18 protein-coding genes and 1 pseudogene are annotated in these 17,141 nt (G+C 36.4%); 15 read left to right on the top strand and 4 right to left on the bottom strand.

Features of this window, described 5'->3' with window-relative positions; translation table 11 throughout:
• Window positions 1-307 precede the first annotated feature (307 nt).
• Entirely contained in the window at window positions 308-1,225 is a 918-nt protein-coding gene (locus tag ABH961_RS25190) for a proline dehydrogenase family protein (RefSeq protein ID WP_046955846.1), read from the top strand.
• A gap of 22 nt (window positions 1,226-1,247) precedes the next feature.
• On the opposite strand, the gene ABH961_RS25185 is transcribed toward ABH961_RS25190, so the two are convergent.
• Both ABH961_RS25185 and ABH961_RS25180 read right to left on the bottom strand, forming a co-directional pair.
• Complete coding sequence (locus tag ABH961_RS25185; RefSeq protein ID WP_000831460.1) at window positions 1,248-2,087, bottom strand: D-alanyl-D-alanine carboxypeptidase family protein; 840 nt, start codon at window positions 2,085-2,087, stop codon at window positions 1,248-1,250.
• 97 nt (window positions 2,088-2,184) lie between these two features.
• The gene (locus ABH961_RS25180; RefSeq protein WP_001096344.1) at window positions 2,185-2,331 is read right to left on the bottom strand and encodes a YuzL family protein; all 147 of its coding nucleotides are present in this window, start codon (window positions 2,329-2,331) and stop codon (window positions 2,185-2,187) included.
• A gap of 237 nt (window positions 2,332-2,568) precedes the next feature.
• Here ABH961_RS25180 and ABH961_RS25175 point away from each other — a divergent pair, with 237 nt between their 5' ends.
• The 11 genes from ABH961_RS25175 (at window position 2,569) to ABH961_RS25125 (ending at window position 13,796) form a co-directional block, all read left to right on the top strand.
• Window positions 2,569-4,950, top strand: coding sequence for a 3-hydroxyacyl-CoA dehydrogenase/enoyl-CoA hydratase family protein (locus ABH961_RS25175; RefSeq protein ID WP_404520226.1), 2,382 nt, complete (start codon window positions 2,569-2,571; stop codon window positions 4,948-4,950).
• Between the two features lie 21 nt (window positions 4,951-4,971).
• Window positions 4,972-6,144, top strand: a complete 1,173-nt coding sequence (locus tag ABH961_RS25170; RefSeq protein WP_098078341.1) for an acetyl-CoA C-acetyltransferase — start codon at window positions 4,972-4,974, stop codon at window positions 6,142-6,144.
• A gap of 126 nt (window positions 6,145-6,270) precedes the next feature.
• Entirely contained in the window at window positions 6,271-6,456 is a 186-nt protein-coding gene (locus ABH961_RS25165; protein WP_404520225.1) for a hypothetical protein, read from the top strand.
• Between the two features lie 73 nt (window positions 6,457-6,529).
• Window positions 6,530-8,314, top strand: a complete 1,785-nt coding sequence (locus tag ABH961_RS25160; protein WP_098048602.1) for an acyl-CoA dehydrogenase family protein — start codon at window positions 6,530-6,532, stop codon at window positions 8,312-8,314.
• Between the two features lie 141 nt (window positions 8,315-8,455).
• On the top strand, window positions 8,456-9,178 hold the full coding sequence (locus ABH961_RS25155) for an MBL fold metallo-hydrolase (RefSeq protein ID WP_404520223.1): 723 nt from the start codon (window positions 8,456-8,458) through the stop codon (window positions 9,176-9,178).
• Window positions 9,179-9,181: 3 nt separating this feature from the next.
• Window positions 9,182-9,739 carry a TetR/AcrR family transcriptional regulator gene (locus tag ABH961_RS25150; RefSeq protein ID WP_098078336.1) on the top strand — a complete coding sequence of 186 codons (558 nt, stop codon included), beginning with the start codon at window positions 9,182-9,184 and terminating at the stop codon, window positions 9,737-9,739.
• Window positions 9,740-10,207: 468 nt separating this feature from the next.
• Window positions 10,208-10,921 carry a CPBP family intramembrane glutamic endopeptidase gene (locus ABH961_RS25145; RefSeq protein ID WP_048542341.1) on the top strand — a complete coding sequence of 238 codons (714 nt, stop codon included), beginning with the start codon at window positions 10,208-10,210 and terminating at the stop codon, window positions 10,919-10,921.
• A 146-nt stretch (window positions 10,922-11,067) separates the two neighbouring features.
• Complete coding sequence (locus ABH961_RS25140) at window positions 11,068-11,253, top strand: hypothetical protein (RefSeq protein ID WP_001180555.1); 186 nt, start codon at window positions 11,068-11,070, stop codon at window positions 11,251-11,253.
• Window positions 11,254-11,266: 13 nt separating this feature from the next.
• Entirely contained in the window at window positions 11,267-11,515 is a 249-nt protein-coding gene (locus tag ABH961_RS25135) for a spore coat protein (RefSeq protein ID WP_001002985.1), read from the top strand.
• A 294-nt stretch (window positions 11,516-11,809) separates the two neighbouring features.
• Entirely contained in the window at window positions 11,810-12,760 is a 951-nt protein-coding gene (locus tag ABH961_RS25130; protein WP_446893922.1) for an L-lactate dehydrogenase, read from the top strand.
• 22 nt (window positions 12,761-12,782) lie between these two features.
• Window positions 12,783-13,796: a PTS sugar transporter subunit IIC gene (locus ABH961_RS25125; protein ID WP_000666176.1), complete on the top strand. Its 1,014-nt coding sequence runs from the start codon at window positions 12,783-12,785 to the stop codon at window positions 13,794-13,796.
• A gap of 55 nt (window positions 13,797-13,851) precedes the next feature.
• Here the strand turns inward: ABH961_RS25125 and ABH961_RS25120 are convergent, their stop codons facing one another.
• Entirely contained in the window at window positions 13,852-14,499 is a 648-nt protein-coding gene (locus ABH961_RS25120) for a phosphatase PAP2 family protein (protein ID WP_098078327.1), read from the bottom strand.
• 143 nt (window positions 14,500-14,642) lie between these two features.
• Here ABH961_RS25120 and ABH961_RS25115 point away from each other — a divergent pair, with 143 nt between their 5' ends.
• Window positions 14,643-15,170, top strand: a complete 528-nt coding sequence (locus ABH961_RS25115; protein WP_098847359.1) for a hypothetical protein — start codon at window positions 14,643-14,645, stop codon at window positions 15,168-15,170.
• 469 nt (window positions 15,171-15,639) lie between these two features.
• Here the strand turns inward: ABH961_RS25115 and ABH961_RS25110 are convergent, their stop codons facing one another.
• Window positions 15,640-16,029, bottom strand: coding sequence for a hypothetical protein (locus tag ABH961_RS25110; RefSeq protein ID WP_098847361.1), 390 nt, complete (start codon window positions 16,027-16,029; stop codon window positions 15,640-15,642).
• Between the two features lie 151 nt (window positions 16,030-16,180).
• Between ABH961_RS25110 and ABH961_RS25105 the strand changes: the two genes are divergently transcribed.
• Together ABH961_RS25105 and ABH961_RS25100 are read left to right on the top strand one after the other, a co-directional pair.
• Window positions 16,181-16,582 carry a hypothetical protein gene (locus ABH961_RS25105; RefSeq protein WP_000920744.1) on the top strand — a complete coding sequence of 134 codons (402 nt, stop codon included), beginning with the start codon at window positions 16,181-16,183 and terminating at the stop codon, window positions 16,580-16,582.
• Window positions 16,583-16,872: 290 nt separating this feature from the next.
• Window positions 16,873-17,082, top strand: a pseudogene (locus ABH961_RS25100) (hypothetical protein); the annotation flags it as partial.
• Window positions 17,083-17,141: the final 59 nt, after the last annotated feature.

Below are 17,141 nucleotides of genomic sequence, written 5' to 3'. Positions count from 1 at the left end.
ACTTGAGGTAAATATAATCTCAAGTTTTCTGTATTAATATCCTTATATAATTTACATGGAATATAAAGGGTTTTATAAGCATGTCGAATATTTTCGACATGCTTATTTTGTGCCTAGTAAATTCGTTTTTTCTAAATGTCGAAAAATATTCCCTGCATATTTATAAGCGAGAATATAGGTTTTTAAATGTTTTTATAGTATTTTATAAATTATCTAAATAATTATTTGTATCCAATAATTTTAAACAATGATATAATTTTGAAGAGGGGTAAAAAACAGATAAATTACAGTCATAGGGGTGAATTACATGGAACAATTAATGCGAAATTCGTTTCTTTTCTTGTCAAAAAATAAAGCGCTAACAAAACTGGCTAAAAAGTACGGTTTACGCTTTGGTGCAGGTCGCTTTGTCGCAGGGGAGACAATTGAATTAGCGACAGCAGCTATTAAACAATTGAACAAGCAAGGACTTTGTGTAACAATCGATTATTTAGGGGAATTCGTTGATAATGAAGCGGAAGCAAATGAAATGGCTAACCAATCGATTGAAGCAATCCGTGCAATTGGAAGAGAAGGTCTTGATTCGCAGCTTTCTTTAAAAATGACTTCTATGGGATTAGATATCTCTGATGAAATCGTAATGAACAACATGCGCCGTATTTTAGAAGCTGCAAAAGAAAATGGTGTGTTTGTTACCATTGATATGGAAGACTATACACGCTGCGGAAAGACAATTGATATCTTTAAACAGTTAAAATCTGAGTACGATAATATTGGTACAGTTATTCAAGCTTACTTATATCGTACAGAAAAAGATATGGAAGAATTAAATGCTTATAGTCCTAATTTACGTCTTGTAAAAGGAGCTTATAAAGAACCTGAAGAGGTAGCGTTCCCGGAGAAGAAAGATGTAGATGATAACTATAAAAAAATTATTAAAATGCACTTATTAAATGGAAATTATACTGCGATTGCTTCACATGATGAAGCGATTATTGAATATACAAAAAAACTTGCTGAAGAACACAACATTCCAAGAGACCAATTTGAATTCCAGATGTTATATGGTATTCGTAATGAGCGTCAACTTGAGCTAGTAAAAGAAGGTTACAAAATGCGTGTTTATGTGCCTTATGGAAATGACTGGTATGGCTACTTCATGCGTCGTCTAGCAGAGCGTCCAGCAAACGTTGCGTTCGTGTTAAAAGGTATGGTTAAAAAATAACCAAGGAGAAAATACTCCTTGGTTATTTTAATTGCTGAAATGCGTAATGTGCCATTTTCTTTGTATCAGGATATAGCTGCGTGCGAGTAGAAGATAATACAACATTAATGACGCGTTTACCGTCTTTTTCATCCACTGTTACGACCGTATATTTTCCGAGTGCGGATAGACCGCTTTTACTTCCAATTGCATATGGATCGTCATATAGTTCTTCTCGTCCATAGTTTGCGATGTTTGGAGATCGTTCTGAAGTATGTAGAGTTGTACGTGTTGAATTCATATATTCTAAAACAACTGGGTACTTTAATGCTTCTTTCGTAATCATAGCAATGTCATATGGCGATACTTTATTTCCAAGTGCATCAGCACCACTTGCGTTTTTGAAAGTCGCATGCTTTGTACCAAGTTCCTTCGCTCTAGCATTCATCATTTTTACAAATTCATTTTTTGATCCTGCGATATGTTCTGCAATGGATTCAGCTATCGGGTCTGCACTAATGATAAGCATAAGCTTTAATGCCTCATCCCGCTTTAACTTTTCCCCGGCACGAAGTTTAATTTTCTTACTTTGACTTTCTGTTTTAATTGCGTTCTCTGTAACTGTAATTTCTTCATTTTCTTTTACATTCTCTAGTAAGAGTAAGGTAGTCATCATTTTCCCTATACTAGCCGGATAAGAGCGTTCGTCTTCCCGTTTCCCATACAAAATTTCACCTGTGTCTGCATCGATTGTAATGCCATATTGCCCAGTAATGTTAGGTTGATCCGCTCTTACAGCTTGTTGCCTTTGTGCATAAGAGAAGAAAATCATCCCTGTAAATAGTGTAGCAATCATTACAATCATAACTATTGTTCGTTTCATCATCGTTCCCTCTTTTGTTTTCCATATGTACAAATAAATTGGGCAGAAAAAGCAGCCATTACCCATTATGCCACGTTTTCTGCCCAAAAATATACCGTTATTTTTCGCCCATATTATGCTTCTTATATTGTTGGTTATTACCTTGACGGCCCTTTTCCACACCGTGATTATGAGGACCTGCATTTCCGGTTACGCTTGCTGCGCTAATTCCAGCCTTTGAAGGGTTCTTCTTAAGTTTTGCCATATATATTCCTCCAGTTTCGTCAGATTATAAAAAGGAAAAGTGCATTTTAATGAAGAAAATACACATGTATAGCATAGCCAAATGAAAGAAAAATATTTATTTCAGAAAATTTTATCAATAAATATATTGCGAAAATTCAAACTGTATCATATATTTATTAGTAGAGGCTCACTCATTGATTGCGACTTATGTCGAAAAATTGAATGAGCATTCATTCAAGAATAGGGGGAGAAATGGATGTTCCAAATTAAAAAGGCTGCTGTTCTAGGTTCAGGCGTAATGGGTTCAGGAATTGCGGCACACTTAGCTAATATTGGTATTCCGACATTATTGCTTGATATTGTATCACCTGCGCTAACAAAAGAAGAGGAAGCGAAGGGACTTACATTAGAACATAAAAGTGTAAGAAATCGTTTTAGTAATACGGCTGTGCAAAAACTATTAAAGCAAAAACCAGCTCCTCTGACAGTGAAAGGAAATTTAGCACTGATTGAAGCAGGTAACTTAGAAGATGATCTTGAGCGTCTAGCTGATGTAGATTGGATTATTGAAGTAGTAGTTGAAAACTTAGATATTAAAAAGAAACTATTTGAAAAAGTAGATGCTGTTCGTAAACCGGGTTCTATTGTAAGCTCGAATACGTCAGGCATTTCAGTAGAAAAAATGGCAGAAGGTCGTTCAGACGACTTCCAGAAGCACTTCTTAGGCACACACTTTTTTAACCCACCACGATATTTAAAACTTCTAGAGGTAATACCGACGAAAGAAACAGATCCACAAGTATTAAGCTTCATGAAACTATTTGGCGAAGACGTTCTTGGAAAAGGCGTTGTTATCGCAAAAGACACACCAAACTTTATTGGAAACCGCATCGGTACGTACGGTTTATTAGTAACTCTTCAAGAGATGATAAAACGCGGCTATAGCATTGGGGAAGTTGATTCTGTAACAGGCCCACTTATTGGTCGTCCGAAGAGCGCAACGTTCCGTACATTAGATGTTGTTGGGTTAGATACATTCGTACACGTTGCAAATAACGTATATGAAAACGTACAAGAAGAAGAGCGTGATGTATTTAAAGTACCAGCATTTATGCATGACATGCTTGATAAAAAATGGCTTGGAAGCAAAACAGGTCAAGGATTCTTCTTAAAACAAGGAAAAGAAATTTTAGAATTAAATCCTGAAACGATGGAGTACGAAGCTCGCAAAAAATTAAAAGCTACATCTATCGAGTTAAGTAAACAAGAAAAAGGTTTATCGAATAAATTGAAAGCGCTTGTATACGCGAAAGACCGCGCAGGAGAGTTGTTATGGAACATCATCACACCAACTCTTTTATACTCTGCAAAACTTCATAAAGAAATTGCTGACGATATCGTTGCAATTGACCAAGCGATGAAGTGGGGCTTCGGCTGGGAGCAAGGGCCATTTGAAGTTTGGGATGCAATCGGCGTTGAAAAGTCCGTTCAAAAGATGGAAGAAGACGGCGTAGTTGTTCCGACTTGGGTGAAAGAAATGATAGAGAAAGGTTTCACTACTTTCTACAAACATGATAACGGAGATAGCTACTATTACGATAATGGCGAATATAAGCTAATCGAACGTAATAAAAAGGCAATTTCTCTTAAACAATTAAAAGCGAAAAATGGCGTATTAAAGAAAAATAGCGGAGCGAGCTTAATCGATTTAGGCGACGGTATCCTTTGCTTAGAATTCCATTCGAAGAGCAATGCAATCGGTATGGATATTACGCAAATGATTAACTACGCTGTTGATGAAGTAGAAAAGAATTATAAAGGTCTTGTTATCGGTAACCAATCGAAGAACTTCTGCGTTGGTGCGAACTTAGCAATGATCTTAATGGAAGCACAAGATGACAACTACTTTGAAATTGAGTTGGTTGTGAAAAACTTCCAAGATGCAATGACGAAAATTAAATATTCTTCTAAGCCAGTTGTAGCAGCACCATATGGTATGACGCTTGGCGGAGGTACAGAAGTTTGTTTACCAGCAGCTAGCATTCAAGCTTCTAGCGAAACGTATATGGGCTTAGTAGAAGTTGGTGTTGGCTTAATCCCTGGCGGAGGCGGTAATAAAGAGCTATACATTAAACACTTAAATAAAATGCCAAATGGTGTAGAGTTTGATCTGCAAAAAGTTGCGAATAAAGTATTCGAATCTGTAGCGATGGCGAAAGTTTCTACATCAGCACAAGAAGCTGTATCGAACAACTTCTTAGGCGATAAAGACGGTATTAGTGTGAATGGTGATCACTTACTATATGATGCGAAACAAAAAGCACTTTCTTTATATGAAGCAGGTTATAAAGCGCCGATTCGCAAAAAGATACCAGTTGTTGGTGAAACAGGCTATGCAACGCTTGTACTTGGTGCAGAAGCAATGCATTTATCAGGTTACATTTCTGAACATGATCTTCACATTGCGAAGAAACTTGCATATGTCATTGCGGGCGGAAAAGTGCCGTACGGAACAGAAGTTGATGAGCAGTATTTATTAGATGTAGAACGTGAAGCATTTATTAGCTTAGTAAGTGAGATGAAATCACAAGCAAGAATGCAGCACATGCTTGTAAAAGGAAAGCCATTACGTAACTAATAACGAGGGGAGATATCGTTCATGAGAGAAGCTGTCATTGTTGCGGGAGCAAGAACACCAATTGGAAAAGCAAAGAGGGGTTCATTAAAAACAGTTCGTCCTGACGATCTAGGGGCGTTAGTAGTAAAGGAAACATTAAAGCGTGCGAATTATGAAGGACCAATCGATGATTTAATTTTCGGTTGTGCGATGCCAGAAGCAGAGCAAGGGTTAAATATGGCTCGTAATATCGGCGGACTAGCAGGACTTTCTTACGATGTTCCAGCTATTACAATTAACCGTTACTGTTCTTCAGGGTTACAAAGTATTGCTTACGGAGCGGAGCGTATTATGCTTGGTCACTCGGAAGCTGTATTATCAGGCGGAGCGGAATCAATGAGTTTAGTTCCGATGATGGGACACGTTGTTCGTCCAAATAGTCGCCTTGTTGAAGCAGCTCCAGAATATTATATGGGTATGGGACATACAGCAGAGCAAGTTGCTGTGAAATATGGAATTTCTCGTGAAGAACAAGATGCATTTGCAGTAAGAAGTCATCAACGTGCTGCGAAAGCATTAGCTGTAGGGAACTTTGCTGATGAAACAGTATCTGTAGATGTAACGTTACGTACTGTTGGATCAAACAATAAACTGCAAGAAGAAACAATCATTTTCGCGCAAGACGAAGGTGTAAGAGCAGAAACGTCGCTAGACATTTTAGGTAAATTACGTCCAGCATTTAACGTTCGTGGTTCTGTAACAGCTGGTAACTCTTCACAAATGAGTGACGGTGCAGCAGCTGTACTATTAATGGATCGTGAAAAAGCAGTGAGTGATGGCATGAAACCACTTGCGAAATTCCGTTCATTTGCAGTAGCTGGCGTACCACCAGAAGTAATGGGAATTGGTCCAATCGCTGCAATTCCAAAGGCGTTAAAATTAGCTGGTTTAGAGCTATCTGATATCGGCCTATTCGAACTAAATGAAGCATTCGCTTCTCAATCAATCCAAGTTATTCGTGAGCTTGGTTTAGATGAAGAAAAAGTAAACGTAAACGGCGGTGCAATCGCACTTGGACATCCACTTGGCTGTACAGGAGCAAAACTAACACTATCTCTTATTCACGAAATGAAACGCCGCAACCAACAATTCGGTATCGTAACAATGTGTATCGGCGGCGGAATGGGAGCAGCAGGAGTGTTTGAATTACTATAAAAAGTGGAAGTGGCTTGCTTAGAACGAGAGGGCGTTGGAAGCCCTGACGAAGAGGCGCTTTTTGCCTCACAGGAAGGGATGAAACGACCGATTGTTCTAGCCACTGGAACTGGATTATGAAAAAAAGTGGAAGCGGCTCGCTCAGAATGTGAGGGGGATGGAGCTTCAGACGTAGAGGCGCTCTTTGCCTCGCAGGAAGAAGCGAAGCCACCGAACATTCTAGCCGCTGGAACTAGATTAAAAAAAGTGGAAGTGGCTTGCTCAGAACGAGAGGACACTAAAGCAAAGAATGGAAGCAGCAAAGGTTTATAAAAAATAAAATTGAGAGCCAGCTTCTTTCAAAAAGAAAGGAGCGGCTCATGAAAATATGAAGGAGGAAATTTTTATGGAAAAAACAGTAGGAAATGCGGTTAAAGGCGGTAGCTTTTTAGTTGATGAGATTACGATTGATCAAGTGTTTACGCCAGAGGATTTTTCATCTGAGCATAAAATGATTGCAAAAACGACAGAGGACTTTATCGTAAATGAAGTTCTTCCAGAGCTTGAATATTTAGAGCAACACGAGTTTGATCGTTCTGTTCGTCTTTTAAAAGAAGCTGGGGAACTTGGTTTATTAGGCGCTGACGTACCAGAAGAGTACGGCGGAATTGGCCTTGATAAAGTAAGCTCAGCGTTAATCGCAGAGAAATTCTCGCGCGCTGGTGGTTTTGCAATTACTCACGGTGCTCACGTAGGTATCGGATCATTACCAATCGTGTTATTCGGTAACGAAGAGCAAAAGAAAAAGTATTTACCATTACTTGCAACTGGTGAAAAATTGGCTGCATACGCATTAACAGAGCCAGGTTCAGGTTCTGATGCATTAGGTGCAAAAACAACTGCACGTTTAAATGCAGAAGGTACACATTACGTATTAAATGGTGAAAAACAATGGATTACAAACTCTGCATTCGCTGACGTATTTATCGTATACGCAAAAATTGATGGAGAGCACTTCTCAGCATTTATCGTAGAGAAAGAATATGCTGGCGTATCTACAAGCCCAGAAGAAAAGAAAATGGGTATTAAATGTTCTTCAACGCGTACGTTAATTTTAGAAGATGCATTAGTACCGAAAGAAAACTTACTTGGTGAAATCGGTAAAGGTCATATTATCGCATTCAACATTTTAAATATCGGTCGTTATAAATTAGGTGTTGGTACAGTTGGATCTGCAAAACGTGCAGTAGAAATTTCAGCACAATATGCAAACCAACGTCAACAGTTCAAACAACCAATCGCTCGCTTCCCATTAATTCAAGAGAAACTTGCGAATATGGCAGCGAAAACATATGCAGCTGAAAGCTCTGTATACCGTACAGTAGGTTTATTCGAAAGCCGCATGAGCACATTATCTGAAGAAGAAGTAAAGGACGGTAAAGCAGTAGCAGCTTCTATCGCTGAATATGCAATCGAGTGCTCTTTAAACAAAGTATTCGGTTCTGAAGTACTAGATTATACAGTAGATGAAGGTGTTCAAATTCACGGTGGTTACGGATTTATGGCAGAGTACGAGATTGAAAGAATGTACCGCGATTCTCGTATCAACCGTATTTTCGAAGGAACGAACGAAATTAACCGCCTAATCGTACCAGGTACGTTCTTACGTAAAGCGATGAAAGGTGAATTACCACTTCTTCAAAAAGCACAAAAATTACAAGAAGAGTTAATGATGATGATGCCAGAAGAAGTAGGCGATGAGCCATTAGCACTTCAAAAATATTTAGTAACTAACGCGAAGAAAATTGGTTTAATGGTAGCTGGATTAGCAGCTCAAAAATACGGTAAAGCATTAGATAAAGAGCAAGAAATTCTTGTGAATATCGCTGACATCGTAAGCAACCTATACGCAATGGAGTCAGCTGTTCTTCGTACAGAAAAAGCAATTAAAGCAACTGGTCTTGAAAAGAATAAACAAAAAGTGTTATACACTGAAGTATTCTGCCAAGAAGCATTCAACGAAATCGAAGCAGATGCGAAAGAAACACTTATTGCAGTTGAAAACGGCGACATGCTGCGCATGATGTTATCATCATTACGTAAATTAACTCGCCACACACCACTTAACGTAATTCCGAAGAAACGTGAAATCGCTGCGAAAATTTTAGAAGATGAGCGTTACACAGTTTAATATCTTTAAAGAACAGTAGTCGTTTATACGGCTACTGTTCTTTTTTTTTTTGAAAAAAAGAAATTTTTAGTGACATAAAACTAATGCCATTAGTATAATGAAACTAACGGTATTAGTTTTCGTGAAAAGGGAGCTGGAAATATGAGAGTGATACATGAAAAAACGGTATATCAATTGTCATTTTTGCCAAGAGTGTTTCCTGTGAATTGTTACTTTGTCGAGGAAGAAGATGGTTTAACTTTAATTGATGCGGCTTTGCCATATAGCGCAAAAGGGATTTTACAGGCGGCTGAGAAAATAGGAAAACCAATTACTAAGATTGTATTAACACATGCGCATGATGATCACATCGGTGCATTAGACGCATTAAAGGAAGTACTTCCGCATGTTCCAGTCTATATTTCTAAACGGGACGCAAAGCTTTTAGAAGGAGATACGACGTTACAAAAGGATGAACCGAATATACCGATAAAAGGCGGTGTACCTAAAAAGGTAAAAACGGTACCTGATGTTTTATTGGAAGATGGCGACCGAGTTGGATCGCTTCTTGCGATTATGACACCGGGACATACGCCAGGGTCCATGTCGCTTCTTGATGTACGAAATAAAGCTCTTATTGTCGGGGATGCCTTCCAAACAAGAGGAGGTATAGCTGTTTCGGGACAAATGAAATTTTGGTTTCCGTTTCCTGCGATGGCAACGTGGAGCAAAGAAATATCATTACAAAGTGCAGAGAAGTTAAGCGAATATGAGCCTTCCTTGCTTGCGGCAGGACATGGGAAAATGATAAAGGATCCAGGGGCTGTCATAGAGCTTGCTATTAAGGAAGCGAAGCGGAATATAGAAAGTAGGAAAGAGGGTTAATTTATGTCACCGAGAATCGGACTTACATTACCGAAAATTGTAGAAACAGCGGCAGAAATTGCAGATACAAATGGAATACAAGAAGTAACGTTAGCTTCATTAGCGCAAAGGTTAGGGATACGTTCACCTTCGCTATACAATCATGTGAAAGGGTTACAAGATGTACGGAAAAATCTCGGTATTTACGGAATAAAACAGCTGCATAACAAACTGGAAGAAGCGGCTGAGGATAAACATATGGATGAAGCAATTCATGCATTAGGAGAAGCATATGTAGCATTTGTCCGAAAACATCCTGGGCTGTATGAAGCAACCTTTTTACGAGATGAAGAAGTAAGAAAAGCAGGTGACGAAATTGTAAAGCTTTGTCTTCAGGTTTTACAACAGTACGGATTAGAAGGAGAGAATGCACTTCATGCGACACGCGGATTCAGAAGTATTTGTCATGGATTTGCGTCGATTGAACAGCAGGGTGGATTTGGTTTGCCAATAGATTTAGATACAAGTTTACATGTATTATTGGAAACGTTTATTAAAGGATTACATGTAATGAGAAATTAAATAAGAAGCGAGGCAACTAAAAACCTTAGAAGCGATTCTAAGGTTTTTTAGTGCATATGATTCCAAAAGAATGGTAGTTTTTTTCTCATTAAATGATATTATTTTGCAGGTTTGAAAAATGTGTATATGGCTACGGAAAGGAAAACGAAAATAAATGCAATAGGATCTTGATATGGGCTAGGCTCAGAGCCCTTCTGGATTTCTGTAAGGAAGTCATGTGTTTTCATGTTTATTGCTCCTTTAACTAATAAATTTTATATGATGCGAGGGTTATGGTGGATAGGAAGTGTTTTTTGAAATTTCATATAATAATTATTGCATAGCAATCCTATTCCTAAAACTATAAAATATAAAGTTTTCATAATATGTAAAATTGCATATTATTCTTTTTGGAAATTTTGTTATATTATCTTTATATTTCAATTAAAGGGTTTTATTAAGATAAATGAGAATAACTGGAGGGATACTGTGAGTAAAACAGTGTTAGAAGCGTATAGTGTGGAAAGAAAAATAGAGAATATAACATATAAAAATCTATTTGTAACGATAGCAATGATTATAGGGATTTCACTCCTAGGAGGATTATTCCTTGGTTTAGCCTTTGAGATTTATGGAGAAGAAGTATTAAGTACCAATTTAGAAGGATATTATTTACTCTTATTTGATGCAGCTGTTGTTGCCATCGTTTTATTAGCTTATAAACCAGTTCTTCATTTTATTAAATATATTTGGGATTTATCCGTTTTGAAGAATGGGAAGACATATTTATATCTATTAATTGGTTTTATTGTCATTGCGTTATCACAATATTTAATGTTACATGTGTTTAGTTTTGAAAGTGCAGCAGAACAAAAGAAACAATTAGGGAGTTTAGGGCTTCAAAATAGCATACAAAGTATTATATATGTGTTAAGTGTTGCTATCATTACACCGATTAAAGAAGAAATTCTATTTCGAGGTATTTTATATCGATTTTTAGAAAAGAAATATAATTTTTTAGTTGGTATCATTATTTCTTCCTTCATTTTTGGAATTCTTCATGGAGGTCTTCTAATTACGGCAACGATTATGGGAATGGTATTTGCAATGTTATACAAAAAGACGCAATCTATTATACCTAGTATTATTTTACACATTGTATGGAACTTACTTGTGAGTATAAGTATGATCGTATCTCTATAAAAATGAATACATAACTAGTATAAAAGATGAATGGCTTAGCTATTCATCTTTTATTTTGTATGCACGTGAAAAAGTTAATTTATGTATACAATCAAAAAATAGCTAAATACTAACAGTGAACGAATAAAGAAAGGTAGGAGTATTCTATGCAAAATTTAACAGAGCTTGAAGTAGAAAACTTACGTCATTTAATTGGTGGACACGCAACAATTATTAACAAGTTGGAGCAGTATGCACAGACGTGTACGGATCCACAACTGAAACAAATGCTACAAAAAGATGCACAAGATGCACGAAATACGAAACAGCAATTAATGACTTTCCTAGGATAGGAGGAAGAGAAAGATGAATGAAAAAGATATGGTAAATGATTATTTAGCAGGATTAAATGCAAGTTTAACAAGCTATGCAAATTATATTGCTCAGTCTGATAATGAACAGTTACACCAAACGTTAATTCAAATTCGTAATCAAGATGAAATGCGCCAACGTAATATGTATGAGTACGCAAAGCAAAAGAGTTATTACAAACCGGCAGCACCTGCTAACCCAATGATTGTACAGCAATTAAAAGGTCAATTAAGTGCGGAATAATGGGATGAAAAAACGAGCGAATGAAGTCGCTCGTTTTTTGTTTTGTCCCGCTATTTACTGGGCGGTAAAACCCCACTGATTAATGCTTCACTTTATATATGTCAATAAATATATAATAAATATTTTTCCAGTTGTAACAAATATGACGAAAATGGAATATAACAATTCACAAAAAGGACAAAGGTTTGCTCAACATTTCACAAAGTATCCATGGTTTATATCGTGGGAATCTATATAATGAGGAGTGTAAAGAACAAAAGAAATAGATTATATGATCAATTAGGAGAGATTGCTATGAAAAGAAATACAAGAAAAATTGCAATTATCGGTACTGGATTAGTTGGATCAAGTTGTGCGTATTCCATTGTAAATCAAGGAATTTGCGAAGAGCTATTATTAATTGATATAAATCATGAACGTGCAGTTGGGGAAGCAATGGATTTATCACATTGCATTAACTTTACAAATACAAGAACAAAAGTATATGCAGGAAGCTATGAAGAATGCAAAGATATGGACATTGTTATTATTACAGCAGGGCCAGCACCAAAACCAGGGCAAAGTCGCTTAGATACTTTAGGAGCGAGTGCGAAGATTATGGAAAGTGTTGTTAGTGGTGTAATGGAAAGTGGATTTGATGGTATTTTCTTACTTGCATCGAACCCAGTTGATATTATTACATATGAGGTGTGGAAATTATCTGGATTACCTAGAAATCGCGTAATCGGTACTGGTACATCACTAGATTCTTCTCGCTTAAGAACAATTTTATCTGAAATGTTACATGTAGATCCTCGTAGTATTCATGGGTATTCATTAGGAGAACATGGTGATTCTCAAATGGTTGCTTGGTCTCACGTAACTGTTGGTGGAAAGCCAATTCTGCAAATTTTAGAAGAGAAAAAAGACAAATTTGGTGAAATAGATTTAGATGAGATTGTTGAGAAGACTGCAAAAGCTGGCTGGGAAATTTATAAACGTAAAGGAACTACTTATTACGGAATCGGAAATTCTCTAGCATATATTGCAAGCTCAATCTTTAATGATGATCACCGTGTCATTGCTGTATCAGCCATTTTAGATGGTGAGTACGGTGAATATGATATTTGTACAGGAGTACCAGCTATTATTACTAGAGACGGTATAAGAGAAATTGTAGAACTCAATTTAACAGAGGATGAAGAATCTCGATTCGCAAAATCAAACGATATTTTACGTGATTATATGAAAACAATTGGTTACTAACTTATAGGAGAAGGTGAAACAAATGAAGGAATATATAATGTCTCGTGTATTTAAAGCATCTGCTGGAATCGCACAAGGTATTTTCGTATCCCTTGGAATTGGTTTACTAATCGAAAATATAGGAAGAATTGTTGATATTCCATTGCTGATTACAATCGGAGTTGTTGCAAAATCACTTATGGCACCAGCCATTGGTGCCGGAATTGCCTTTATGCTCGGTGCAAATGGTCTTGTAATCTTCTCGGCTATGGTAGCTGGAGCGATTGGTGCCGGATCCATTTCAATTACTGAAGCAGGTCTAATTATTAAAACAGGTGAGCCAATCGGTGCATTATTAACAGCGACTTTAGCTGTATATATTGGTAAACGTTTAAGTGGAAAAACTGCGTTAGATATGATGCTCGTTCCATTTGCGGCAATATTAGGTTCTGGTTTAGTTGGTATTTGGTTGTCTCATAATATTACTCCTGTGTTAAATACAGTTGGAGCATTCATTAAAGATAGCTCAGCTGGTAGCCCGTTCATCGCTTCTATCGTCATTGCAGTCGTTTGGGGACTATTACTTATCTCTCCCGCTTCATCAGCTGCGTTAGCGATCGCACTTAGCTTAGACGGTGTTGCAGGTGGTGCTGCTCTTGCAGGCTGCGTTGCTCAGTTTATCGGATTCTCTGTAATCTCAGCGAAAGAAAATAATTTAGGCGGCATATTAGCTCAAGCGCTTTGTACTCCGAAAGTGCAGTTGCCAAATATCACTAAAAATCCAATGATTCTCGTCCCAACTGTCGTCGCCAGTGCTATAGTTGGTCCAGTATCCGCATTAATTTTTCAACTAGAAGCAGGAAAAGAAATTGCAGGTCTTGGATTAAGTTCTCTTATCGCACCAATTAATTTAATTTCTAGCGAAGGATGGGAAGTTGTCCCGGCGATGGTCATCACTTATATCATCATTCCAGTAGCTGTTTCTTATATACTTTACATTGCTCTTAAAAAAGCAGGTCGTATTCACTCTGGTGATATGACTGTACCGCAATCTTAAATTGAAAATCTCCTTTTATATAGAGAAAAGCAGACTGGAAGCCACAGTCTGCTTTTTACATTTTGTAATTTTGCTTTACTGGAACACGTACAGTTTCTTTTGCTAATAAAAGCTGAACGCCGAAGTAAAGTATGCTTGCAAGCGTCATTCCAGAAATGGCGTCTACAAATGCGTGTTGCTTCGTAAATAGCGTTGATAAAATAATAAGCGTACCGAAGAAGGTAAGAATATAATATTCAAAAGCATGTTGTTCTCTACGTTTAAAGGCAGCTAGCATAATCACAAAGGTAGTAAGAACGTGAATGCTAGGGAAACAGTTTACCGGTTGGTCGATACTATAAATATAGCGGACTAGTTCGGAAAATACGTCGGATCCAACGACTGTTGGACGTGGTACAGTTGTTTGCCAAAAATAATAAATAGAAAAACAAGCAAGTTTTCCAAGAATTATACTACTTAAAGTGACATAATATTGTTTTCGATCCGCAAAGCAATAATAAATAAGTGCGCCGTATAAGTAAGGAAACCAAAGTAAATAAGGAATAATAAATGCTTTCACAAATGGAATCCAATCATCTACTACAGTTGTGACATCTACTGCGTGAACAGCCGATTTATTTAATACATCGTAAAGGGGACTTACGAGTACGAGTAGAAGTATATAACTTAACGGAAGAAAAGATGAAAGTTTAAATTTCTTCATGATAATCTCCTATGTTTAGTAATGTAAGTAAATTCAATTGATTATAATATAGAAACGTCATTTGAGCTATCGATTTTACTTACATTTTCTTGAATTCACCTTACGTTTTTGTCACTTGACTGAAAAGAAGGGGAGGGTGCTATATGAAGCGTTTATCGTATTTCTTATTTTTTATATTGATATGCCTAGTGAGTGCTGGGTGTGCAAAGGATAAAGAAGGAGAGAAATTAGAATATAACGGAAGAGCACTCGTAATTGGAGTTATTGGAGAAAAGCCGAAAGATACGTTTAGGAATATAAAGTTTGAGGAAATAAAGTTAGAGGAACTGGAAAAGAAGTCTAAGGAAGTGGATGGTTTTTTAATAATGAAAGATCACTTTCAAGAAGCCTCAACAGAGCAGTATAAAAATGTATTTTCATCGCTAAAGAAACCAGTATTTTTTATCGGTTTGCAAGATAAATCATATTCAACGTTTATTACAAAGGGGATAGAGTATAACAGTGCACGAAAAGATGTAAATGCTATGTATACGCAAGGCTTTGCAAATATCGGAAGTGGTGAAGGACAACAATGGGCAGTCGGTTTGTCTAATGGCGGAAATACAGAAGAAAGTATTCGTAATATGTATATTGTCGTATTTCAAACCATCGCAGATTATTTGAATAGATGATGAAGGAGCCTGTATAAGAGGCTTCTTATTTTTTATGCAGAAGCACAGATAAAAATATGATTGAGAAGTTCAAGCAAGCTTTACAACGTATGCGAGATGTAATGATACCGATTTATAATTTTATATCAGCTATTGCGGATTTTATTATAAAGTTTTAATGAAGTGCATCCAGTATTAGTTCGTTTTATCAAGGGGTGATAATGTTAGTTCCACATCTCCCTTTGCGATTGGTATTGGTTTGTGGGCAGGTATGCAAGCAGTTTTAGCTTTATTATGGCCAATAATCGTTCCTGTTGAGATTGAACTTGCGGTTATGAGTGGCTACGGTATGGTTAGTGGCGTCTGCTTGAGCAGGAATTGCAGTAGGATATTCATATGCATATAAACATGTTTATTTATATACTCGTTTACTCTTTCTATATCTCACTACATCATAACGACTATGCCATAGTTATGTAATAGGTTTCTGTTAAAAATTAGTATTAAATATCTTAATTGAAGTGCACTGCATTTCTACCCATTCATTTGCTATATCTTGCTCGATTCCTTCTACATTAATTAGTATTATACTATCGTAGATATTTAGTGTTGCTAAGCTATCCTCACTGTTATAATCTAGCTTAGCAATTACTTTAAAGCCTTTACTATTCTGAATTATTGCATTTGCATTTTTATCTGAAAAGGTTATATTTGTATTCCATATAAATTCATTATCTATATGTATTTCTACATTATAGTCTTCGTGTTTTTCTGGCTTATCGCCATCCCACTCAGCGATAAATTGATTGCTATCTACTTGAACTAAAACTTTATATCCATCTAATAATTTGTCTGATATATCCACTATTTTAATATTCATTGCTTATTACTCCTTTTTATTTTTTATATGATACTCTAACAAGGGGATTGTCAACATTCATCATGTTATTTACTGGGTCATAGGTCCATTTTTCTTTATGAAAGAAAAAATGTAAATAAGAGGATATTTATTGTGAGGATAAGGGGGAATGATGTTGAAAACTATTAAAAACACATTATTATTTGTTCTATGTTTGGTGGTTCTTAGTGGTTGTTTTACAAGAGAGGGAACGATTGTTGGTGGTAAGGTTCATGGTTCTTCAGATAGCGTATCTGGTAGTATATCTGGGGACTATAGGAAATTTACTGGATATGCAACTCAAGATAGGAAAGTTAAAAAAGGGGAGAATTGGATCTTTTCTTTTACTGATAAAACTAAACAAGGAACCATAAAGGCTTATGTTTTAGATTCAAATGATAATACAATATTGGAAGTTACTAGTGGAAACAATAAAAATAATATTAAAGTGTCTAAAGATGATACATATAAAGTTAAAATTATAACAGAAGAACATGGTGGAGAATTTGAAATATCATGGAAAAAAGAAAAGTAGTTAAGTTAATGAGTATCGGGCTATTATTATGTTCTTAGGATTCGGATATCTTCCAAAGAGATGGGGAAAAAGGAAAGTTTCAGAAAAGTTTCTGCAAGCAAAATTTGCTGATGAAGGAAAAAGGATTTTGATTATTACTTATGCTATAGATTTATATGTAATATCTATTCCTTTAAAAGTAAAGAAATTTAATTCACTTTAATTTCTATTGAATATAGAAGTGATTATGCTATGAAAGTCATGTGTATACATGGCTTTTTCTTTGCAGTAATTTCTTACCTGTTGGTTCTATCACGTCCGCTGTAGCGTTATGCGGCGGGCTATTCATTATGGTAGGTAGCCAGGAACAGGGATTTCCCCTTATTTCAAGGGCTGGGATTGTCTATATAGTGGTTCAAATGATTTCGTTGTTTATGCGATTACTTGTTGGGATTGCTAAAGCTATTTTCTCCTACACTAGTAGGGGGTTTTTATTAACAGTAATTCCTAAATATTCATGAAATATGCAAATGTGCATATTGTATTTATTTGGATATTTTGCATGTTAAAATTAAATATA

It is taken from the genome of Bacillus sp. RC251 (assembly GCF_044908765.1).
In the GTDB taxonomy this organism is placed as follows: Bacteria; Bacillota; Bacilli; order Bacillales; family Bacillaceae_G; genus Bacillus_A; species Bacillus_A wiedmannii.
Note: the sequence above shows the minus strand (reverse complement) of the source record. Positions and strands in the feature narration are given on the sequence as shown.